We start from the raw sequence: 8,603 nt of genomic DNA, 5'->3' as shown, positions 1-8,603 counted from the left end.
TTCGCTGCAAAACCAGGCCCGCACCAGCCACACGAATAGGCTCTGACCAGCAACTTAAGGTTGGGGTCGTCATCGCCCCCAACGGGGATCGCAACCGGACGGTGAGACCGTCACCGCCGGCGACGCGGCGTCGTCATCGCCCCCAACGGGGATCGCAACACGAACGGCGCCTGGATCGTGGCGCCGGTGTGCCAGAGACGTCGTCATCGCCCCCAACGGGGATCGCAACCATGACCACCCGTCCCACGGCGCCGCAGTCCCTCGCGCGTCGTCATCGCCCCCAACGGGGATCGCAACAGCCACTGCTGGTTGGTTTCCGGCCGTCCGGGGCGTCGTCATCGCCCCCAACGGGGATCGCAACCTGAAGCCGCCGGCGCCGAGGTACGCCTCGATCGTCACGTCGTCATCGCCCCCAACGGGGATCGCAACAGTCCCGCGACAGCGGCCTCAGCGACTACGAGGCCCGCGTCGTCATCGCCCCCAACGGGGATCGCAACTGCGGACGAAGTTGCTGCCGCTGCCGGAGAACAGGTCGTCATCGCCCCCAACGGGGATCGCAACAACTTCAAGTGGCCGAGGTCTTTGCCGAAGATCCGCGGTCGTCATCGCCCCCAACGGGGATCGCAACAGGCCCAGGTCGCCACGGTGCAGGCCGAGGCCGAGGTCGTCATCGCCCCCAACGGGGATCGCAACGTGTAGGCGCGGGCGATCGCTGCCGGCGCAAGCGTGGCGGTCGTCATCGCCCCCAACGGGGATCGCAACCGATCGACGTAGATCAGGGGCGCGGTGCGGTCGTGCAGTCGTCATCGCCCCCAACGGGGATCGCAACGTGCTCATGGTTCCCCCGGTGCGGGTCGGTGGCGGGGCGTCGTCATCGCCCCCAACGGGGATCGCAACCCGAGCTTGGGGTGGGTCGCTTCGAACTCGGCCAGGGCGGTCGTCATCGCCCCCAACGGGGATCGCAACGTGGTGTGCGCGTTCGCTGAGCGGCGCGGGATCACGTCGTCATCGCCCCCAACGGGGATCGCAACTGGTCCAGACAGGCACCATCACCGACGGCTCCCACGTCGTCATCGCCCCCAACGGGGATCGCAACCTGGCATGACGACCGGGACCGGCTGGGTCATCCGCTGGTCGTCATCGCCCCCAACGGGGATCGCAACGCGGGTCGTGGGGTGTCGGCGTGCACGACTGGTGCGGTCGTCATCGCCCCCAACGGGGATCGCAACCTGACCAGCTCGACCGTGCGCGCGAGCGCGTCAGCCGTCGTCATCGCCCCCAACGGGGATCGCAACTCGGCGCCATCGGCGCGGCGGCGGGCACGCCCTCTTGGGTCGTCATCGCCCCCAACGGGGATCGCAACGCGAGCGGCGCGAGCAGATGCCTGGTCGCCAGCTGCAGGTCGTCATCGCCCCCAACGGGGATCGCAACCGGAGGGTGCCGAAGTGGCTGATCAGCATGGCGACGTGTCGTCATCGCCCCCAACGGGGATCGCAACCGGAAAAAGGTGCGCCACGCGAGCCAGTTGCCCCACCAGTCGTCATCGCCCCCAACGGGGATCGCAACCTGTAGCCAGTCCCGGATGAGCAGGTGCGCGCTCGCGGGTCGTCATCGCCCCCAACGGGGATCGCAACGCCGAGATTCGGGGCATGGTCGCCGCCGCCCTGGAGGGTCGTCATCGCTCCCAACGGGGATCGCAACATGTAGAGCTTCGTCGTGTACGTGGACCCGGTCACGTGTCGTCATCGCCCCCAACGGGGATCGCAACTTGAACCAGCGCCGGAGCATCTCGCTGCTCACGCTGACTTGTCGTCATCGCCCCCAACGGGGATCGCAACGCGGGAATCGGGGCCGCGTCATCCATGTAGGTCACTTGTCGTCATCGCCCCCAACGGGGATCGCAACTTGGAGCCTTGCCGGTGGCCGCCTGCCGCGACTTGATGTCGTCATCGCCCCCAACGGGGATCGCAACTCCAGGACGCCACCCAGGCGCAGGCCACCGACGCGATGTCGTCATCGCCCCCAACGGGGATCGCAACACGTTGTACCGGGCGCCCATGCCCTGGTTCCAGCGGGTCGTCATCGCCCCCAACGGGGATCGCAACGCTGCCGGTCCGGGCGACGTAGTCCTGCCACGCGAAGTCGTCATCGCCCCCAACGGGGATCGCAACGTTTGGACGACGGTGACGGTGACGGGGTGTCGGGCGTCGTCATCGCCCCCAACGGGGATCGCAACGTGAAGTGGCCTCCGACCCGCGTCTCGGATCGGGCGTCGTCATCGCCCCCAACGGGGATCGCAACACCTTGGCGTAGATGTTCTTCATGTGGGTCTTCACGTCGTCATCGCCCCCAACGGGGATCGCAACACGTCGTGGTTCGGTCGGCCGCTCACCTGCCGTACCGTCGTCATCGCCCCCAACGGGGATCGCAACGCGAGCACCCACATGTCCGGGAAGTCCGCCGAGCGCACGTCGTCATCGCCCCCAACGGGGATCGCAACTGGAGCTGCACCGGCGCGCGAAGGCGGCCGGCTTCGAGTCGTCATCGCCCCCAACGGGGATCGCAACTTCGGGTGTACGGCCGGCTCCACCTGTACGCGGCAACGTCGTCATCGCCCCCAACGGGGATCGCAACGCGATGGCGTCGTAGGTGGCGTTGGCGTACCCGACCGGTCGTCATCGCCCCCAACGGGGATCGCAACATCTGCAAAAGCGACTCGCGAAGCATCGTGTGCCCGAGGTCGTCATCGCCCCCAACGGGGATCGCAACCTTCCGAAGGTCTCCACGACGGTCGGACCGAACCGGTGTCGTCATCGCCCCCAACGGGGATCGCAACGTGAGCTGGTGCACGATCGCGAGCAAGTTGATGGTGTCGTCATCGCCCCCAACGGGGATCGCAACAGCGGCTTGACGCCCGTGGCGTCCGCGACGCCAACCAGTCGTCATCGCCCCCAACGGGGATCGCAACTTCGGGTTCGGGTGGGTCGGTGCGCCGTGAAGCTCGGGTCGTCATCGCCCCAACGGGGATCGCAACAGCGCATCGTCATCGTGCCCGCGCTCGGCGTCGCCGGTCGTCATCGCCCCCAACGGGGATCGCAACCGGAGCCAGCCCGGCCGGAACCAGGTCGCGGGCAGTCGTCATCGCCCCCAACGGGGATCGCAACAGGGCGGAGGCGCTGCTGTTCGCCGCGGACCGGTCGTCATCGCCCCCAACGGGGATCGCAACCGGAACTTCGCCACCAAGCTGTTCCTCGACAAGTCGTCATCGCCCCCAACGGGGATCGCAACGGCAAGGTTGCGATGGGTTGACGGTCGGTTCGTGCAGACGTCGTCATCGCCCCCAACGGGGATCGCAACGGTTGGCGCCTACTGGATGGCGCGCACAGGCGAGGTCGTCATCGCCCCCAACGGGGATCGCAACTGCGACGGTCCCGCCGACTACGTCGTGGCCTTCCGGTCCCGTCGTCATCGCCCCCAACGGGGATCGCAACAGGTCCGCCCCGACCAGCTCGACGACCCGGTCACCGGTCGTCATCGCCCCCAACGGGGATCGCAACCGGACTGCGGGTTGCTCGCCGTGAAGCTTGCAGAACCAGGTCGTCATCGCCCCCAACGGGGATCGCAACAGCGACACGGACGCCGAAGCGAAGCCGCCCGGCGGTCGTCATCGCCCCCAACGGGGATCGCAACCCAAGCGGCTGTCCGGCCCGCTGAACGTCAACGAGGTCGTCATCGCCCCCAACGGGGATCGCAACCGGACGTACTGGAGTTGGTCACCGACGGTCCCGCTGGTCGTCATCGCCCCCAACGGGGATCGCAACATCATCTTCTCGCGGGAGTCGCCACGGGTCTGCGGTCGTCATCGCCCCCAACGGGGATCGCAACCTGTTGTACTGCCGGCGCAGGCACAGGGTCATCGGCGTCGTCATCGCCCCCAACGGGGATCGCAACTTGCCGCAGTGCACGACCTCGCCGTCGTAGGAGTCGTAGTCGTCATCGCCCCCAACGGGGATCGCAACACGGGTGACACAACAGGAAAAGGGCCGCCCTTCGGGGCGTGTCATCGCCCCCAACGGGGATCGCAACACGAGCTCCAGCTGGCCATGCCCGACGCCCTGGACGAGTCGTCATCGCCCCCAACGGGGATCGCAACATGGTGGTGAAGCCTGCCAGCGGACACGGCATGCTGGCTCTGTCGACGATCTTGTGACGGTGGTGGACGTGTCATCGGGACGGTCCTATATGGACTGTGGTAGATGATCGCGGTGCGATCTTGCTGGTCTCGATATCTTGCTGCCGCACCTGGCTGGTTTGCTGGTGGAAAGCGTGTACTGAGCTGCCGAGGCCGTGGTCTTGGAGGCCCGGGCGACGGCCACGACGGCGCGCTGCCCCGACTGTGGTACTCCGCCAGCGCGGGTGCACGGCCGCTACCAGCGAAGTCTGGCTAATCTGGCGTTGAGCGGCCAGCCGGTGATGATCCGACTGCAGGTGCGACGGTTCGCCTGCCGGGCACCGTACTGCCCACGGGTGACCTTTGCCGAGCAGGTCGAGGGGTTGACCGCGCCGCATGCCCGGTACAGCCCACCGCTGCGCTCGACCCTGACCGCCATCGCGGTCGCCTTGGCCGGCGACATCCTGGCGCCCGGCTGGCCGCGAGGTTGGGCCTACGCGTCGGCCGCGACACTCTGCTCGAGTTGCTCCGTGACCTGCCCAACCCGGACATCGGTGAGATCACCGTCCTCGGCGTCGATGACTTTGCCCTGCGCAAGGGCAGAATCTACGGGTCGATGCCTCCGCCGTGAGTTCAGTTCAACTGACGGTTCTTCAGTGGGAACTCGGGGGTGTTCGGTGTGTGGTGGTGGTGCCGGGCCGTGGGTTCATGGTGAACCGGGGTTGTGTTGCTCTGCTGCGGTGTCGAGGATTTGGCGTGCTGCCTGGGAGTAGCGGACTGCGGTGTTCTCGTGGATGCCGAATACGGCGGTCAGGTGTAGTGGGTCGGGACCGTGGGTGAGGGCTTCCTCGAGTTGCCGGTCGACGTGGAGCCGTTCGAGGGTGGCGGTGAGTCCCCAGAAGGCGCGGGTGACCCAGACTCTGCTGACTGGTCCGGTCTTCAGCGCGGTGAGCCGGTTGATGAGCAGGTGGGGGTTGGCGGTGTGCGGCCATCGGGTTCGGCGTTCGTCGAGCCATTCGAGGATCACGTGGTGGGTGAGGTCGTCGAGCGGGCGGATGCGGCCGGTGATGCCGAGGCGCCGGTTGCCGAGGTCGATGTCGTCGAGGCGCAGGCTGAGGATGTCTTTGGAACGGGCGGCGTGGACGGTGGCCAGGACGACGGCGACGCGGTGGGCTGGTGTCGTTGCGGCGTTGATCGCCTCGCGGATGTCGTCGGGTCGCAGCGGCAGGATCGCGGTGGGCTCGACGCGGTTGGGCCGGATCCGGGTGGTGGGGTCGCGGAAGATCGTGCCGGTCTTCTTGCAGTGCCGGAACAGCGATCGCAGGATGCTGAGCGTGATGTGACGTCGACTCCCGCGACATCCGCGAACGCTGCTGCCGCCATCAGCCCTCCAGCATGCCGTCGAACACCGCCCGCTGCGGATCGAGCTGCGCCACACCAACCGGCATCACCAGGTGCACCGCACCCGGCAAATCGACCGAACGGCCTTCCGAACCCACGTTGCATCCAACGCAATAAATGTGGAGCCTGGTGACGTCTGAGCAGGCTATGCCCACCGAACGTGTACCGTCAGTTGCGCTGAAACCGTTGCCGTGCAACAGTTTTAGAGGGACGCCAATGCTGCATCTGTTGCAATAAAGGCTATTTTGCGACTCTGCGGATCGCGGCGACCTGGCCCCGCCAGCGTGACAGGGGGCTGATCTTGACAACGTCGCCGGTGTGTGGGGCTTGGATGAGTAGACTGCTGCCGAGGTACATGCCGACGTGGCCGGGGCGGGTGCGGGTGCCGCCGCTGCCGGGGATGAACACAAGATCTCCGGGTGCGATGTCGGCGAGGGCGACGCCGGTCCCGGCGTGGACCTGGTCGGTGGTGGTGCGGGGGATGGTGACGCCGGCGTGGCGGTAGGCGATCTGGACGAGGCTTGAGCAGTCGCATTGCCGGGCTCGGACGCCGGAGTGGGCGGCGGTGCAGTCGCCGCCGAACGCGTACGGGGTGCCGAGCTGGGCGAGCGCCCAGGTGATCGCGGTGGCGGCGGCAGCGGAGGTTCCTGGTGGCACCTGATAGTCAGCGGGTGCGACATCGGGTTCGCCGCCGGTGCACGGCAGCGCCGTCTGTTGTCCGTCTGTGAGGGCGGACCGCCAGGGTTGGCGGTTGACGATGGTGTCGACGAGGATCGTCGCGTCGGTTTCCCATCGTGCGTACGCGGCCGGGTAGGCACTGCGCTGAACGGCCTGACCGGCGTCGGTGAGCGGCATCTGCTGCCAGCCGTCGACGGCGAGCAGCGCGGTGTAGAAGCGGGTGCTGGCGTAGACCGGGTCGAGGATCTGTTCGCGGGTGCCCCAGCCTTGGCTGGGCCGTTGCTGGAACAGTCCGGCGGAGTCGTCTGGTCCGTCGGGAAGGTTGCGCAGGCTCGACTCCTGGATGGCGACGGCGACCGCGATGACCCACCCGCGGGCCGGGACGCCTGCGGTCGCGCCCGCGGTGACGATGGTCGCGGCCGACGCGACCTGTTCGGGGGTGTAGACGCCGACCGGTGTCCAGGGTGCCGGCGAACCGGTCTGGCCGGTGCAGTCGGCGGTGCGTCCGCTGAGGAGGCCGAGGCCTGCGGTGCAGACGACGACCGCACCGACGCACGCGGCGATGATGAGCGTGAGGATCTTCGTGGTCATCGGCGTGGTCCTGTCGTGCTGCTCGCCGACGGTACGGGCGGGGGAGCGGTCATGATTTCCTCCTGAAACGCAAAAAGGGCGCGCTTGTGCGCGCGGGACGGCGATCGGGGGCACGGGCGGTCGGCAAAGAGGAGCTCGTCGTCGATCGGCGCGGCCGGTGCACGGCGCCGCCGCTACTGCTGCCGGATCCGCCGAGGGCGGTACAGGTGCCGACGCCGGCAGCGGCGTGAGAATGGACGGGCGTGGACGGCGGCCGGACCGCCGGGATCGGCGACGGTCCGGCGTGCTCCGAAGGTCAGGCCGTCACCGGCCGGCGACCGGTACCGCCTCGATGCGCACCGGCGGGATCCGTTGCCACGACGCCGCCAAGTTGTCCGGGCGTGACGGGTGCGGGATCACGTCGTACTGCTGGACGTGGACGGCGTACCACCGTTCGGCGGGTGCGCCTTGCCGGAGTCGCCGCTGCGGGTCCGCCGGCACCCCGGCGAGCGCCGGGTGGGTGCTGGTGCGGTAGGTGCTGCGGGCGCCGGACAGCATCGGGCATGCCCCGGCGCTGTACGCGGCACACGGCGGGCATGACGCCGGCTCCGAGGTGCACCGGGTCCGCAGGTCCGAGGTGCGCGCGAACAGCACAGCCTCGCCCGGCAGGGCCCGGCCGCAGATCTGGCACCGTCGTTCGTGCAGGCACCGGTGCTGGCTCGTGGCGGCGAGGTTGCCGAACAGGTACACGCCGCCGGTGGTGGCCGGGGTGATCCACGGGACGACGAGCCCGCCGGACAGCGGCCGGTCGGACAGGTGCGCCGGGACCGGTGGTGGGGCGGTCATCGGGGCTCGCCGGTCGAGTCGGCGAGGTCGTCGATGACGTCGGCGGCGCTGGTGACGACCCGGACCCGCGGGTCGTCGCGCAGCAGTTGATGGCAGCCCGCCGATGCTGCTGATGTCACCGGTCCGGGCACGACCATCCCGGTGCGTCCGTACCGGATCGCGCGTTGCAGGGTGCGCAGCGTCCCGCCGCGGGATGGTGCTTCCACGACGACGGTGCCGCCGCTGACCGCGGCGAGCAGGGACCGGTTCGCTGACCATCGTTGCGCGTTCGGACGGGCGTCCGGCGGCCACGCGGTCAGCAGTAGCCCGGTCGCGGCGAGCTGGTCGTAGAGGCCGATGCTGGCGGCCGGGTACTGGTACTGCAGGCCGCAGGGCAGGACCACGACGGGGGTGCCGCAGGTGGCCGCGGCCCGCAGCGCGGCGACGTCGATGCCGGGGCCGCCGGTCGTGACGACGTTGAGCCCGGCGACGCTGACACCGGTGGCGAGTTCGTCGGCGGTCCACATGCCGTAGGCGGTGGCGGTGTGGGTGCCGGTGATCGTCACCGTGGCCGCGGGTTGCGGCGTCGGTGCGGGCCCGAGCGCCCACAGGCAGACCGGGATGTACGCGCCGATGTCGGCGATCCCGGCGATTCCGGCCGGCCAGTCCTCGTCTTCGGGGGTCACGATCCGGCACCAGGTCTGGGCTTCGGCGACGGCGTCGGCGGCGACGTCCCGGACCGGGCCGGGACGGTGCTGGAGCTCGGGGCGGAGCAGGCCGGTGGGTGGCTCGGCTGCGGTGAGCAGGTCGAACGCGGCCACGGGTCCGTGCTCGGCGACGAGCCGGGTGATGCGTGGGCGGCTTGGCCCGAACATCCAGTTGAGCTTCGCCCGGGCGGTCCGGGTCTCGTCGTGGTCGGTCATCGCTGCACCGCTGTCCGCGCGCCGGCGCCGGTGCG

General features: G+C 69.1%; 4 protein-coding genes, 1 pseudogene and 1 CRISPR repeat array. Of the genes and pseudogenes, 1 reads left to right on the top strand and 4 read right to left on the bottom strand.

Features of this window, described 5'->3' with window-relative positions:
* Nucleotides 1-68: 68 nt before the first annotated feature.
* Nucleotides 69-4,153: a CRISPR direct-repeat array (repeat unit 27 nt; unit sequence GTCATCGCCCCCAACGGGGATCGCAAC).
* 194 nt (nt 4,154-4,347) lie between these two features.
* Nucleotides 4,348-4,500 (top strand): annotated as a pseudogene (locus ABZS58_RS47395) (transposase family protein); the annotation flags it as partial.
* Between the two features lie 377 nt (nt 4,501-4,877).
* Here ABZS58_RS47395 and ABZS58_RS47390 read toward each other — a convergent pair.
* The 4 genes from ABZS58_RS47390 to ABZS58_RS47375 form a co-directional block, all read right to left on the bottom strand.
* Entirely contained in the window at nt 4,878-5,609 is a 732-nt protein-coding gene (locus ABZS58_RS47390; protein ID WP_354791028.1) for a hypothetical protein, read from the bottom strand.
* Nucleotides 5,610-5,812: 203 nt separating this feature from the next.
* Nucleotides 5,813-6,841, bottom strand: coding sequence for a C40 family peptidase (locus tag ABZS58_RS47385; protein ID WP_354791027.1), 1,029 nt, complete (start codon nt 6,839-6,841; stop codon nt 5,813-5,815).
* 303 nt (nt 6,842-7,144) lie between these two features.
* Complete coding sequence (locus tag ABZS58_RS47380) at nt 7,145-7,666, bottom strand: hypothetical protein (protein WP_354791025.1); 522 nt, start codon at nt 7,664-7,666, stop codon at nt 7,145-7,147.
* Nucleotides 7,663-8,568: a DNA-processing protein DprA gene (locus ABZS58_RS47375; protein WP_354791024.1), complete on the bottom strand. Its 906-nt coding sequence runs from the start codon at nt 8,566-8,568 to the stop codon at nt 7,663-7,665. Before ABZS58_RS47375 ends, ABZS58_RS47380 begins: the two co-directional genes overlap by 4 nt.
* Nucleotides 8,569-8,603: the final 35 nt, after the last annotated feature.

It is taken from the genome of Dactylosporangium sp. NPDC005555 (assembly GCF_040605635.1).
Classification (GTDB): Bacteria; Actinomycetota; Actinomycetes; order Mycobacteriales; family Micromonosporaceae; genus Dactylosporangium.
The sequence above is the reverse complement of the archived record's forward strand: the minus strand, read 5'-3'. Positions and strand labels throughout refer to the sequence as shown.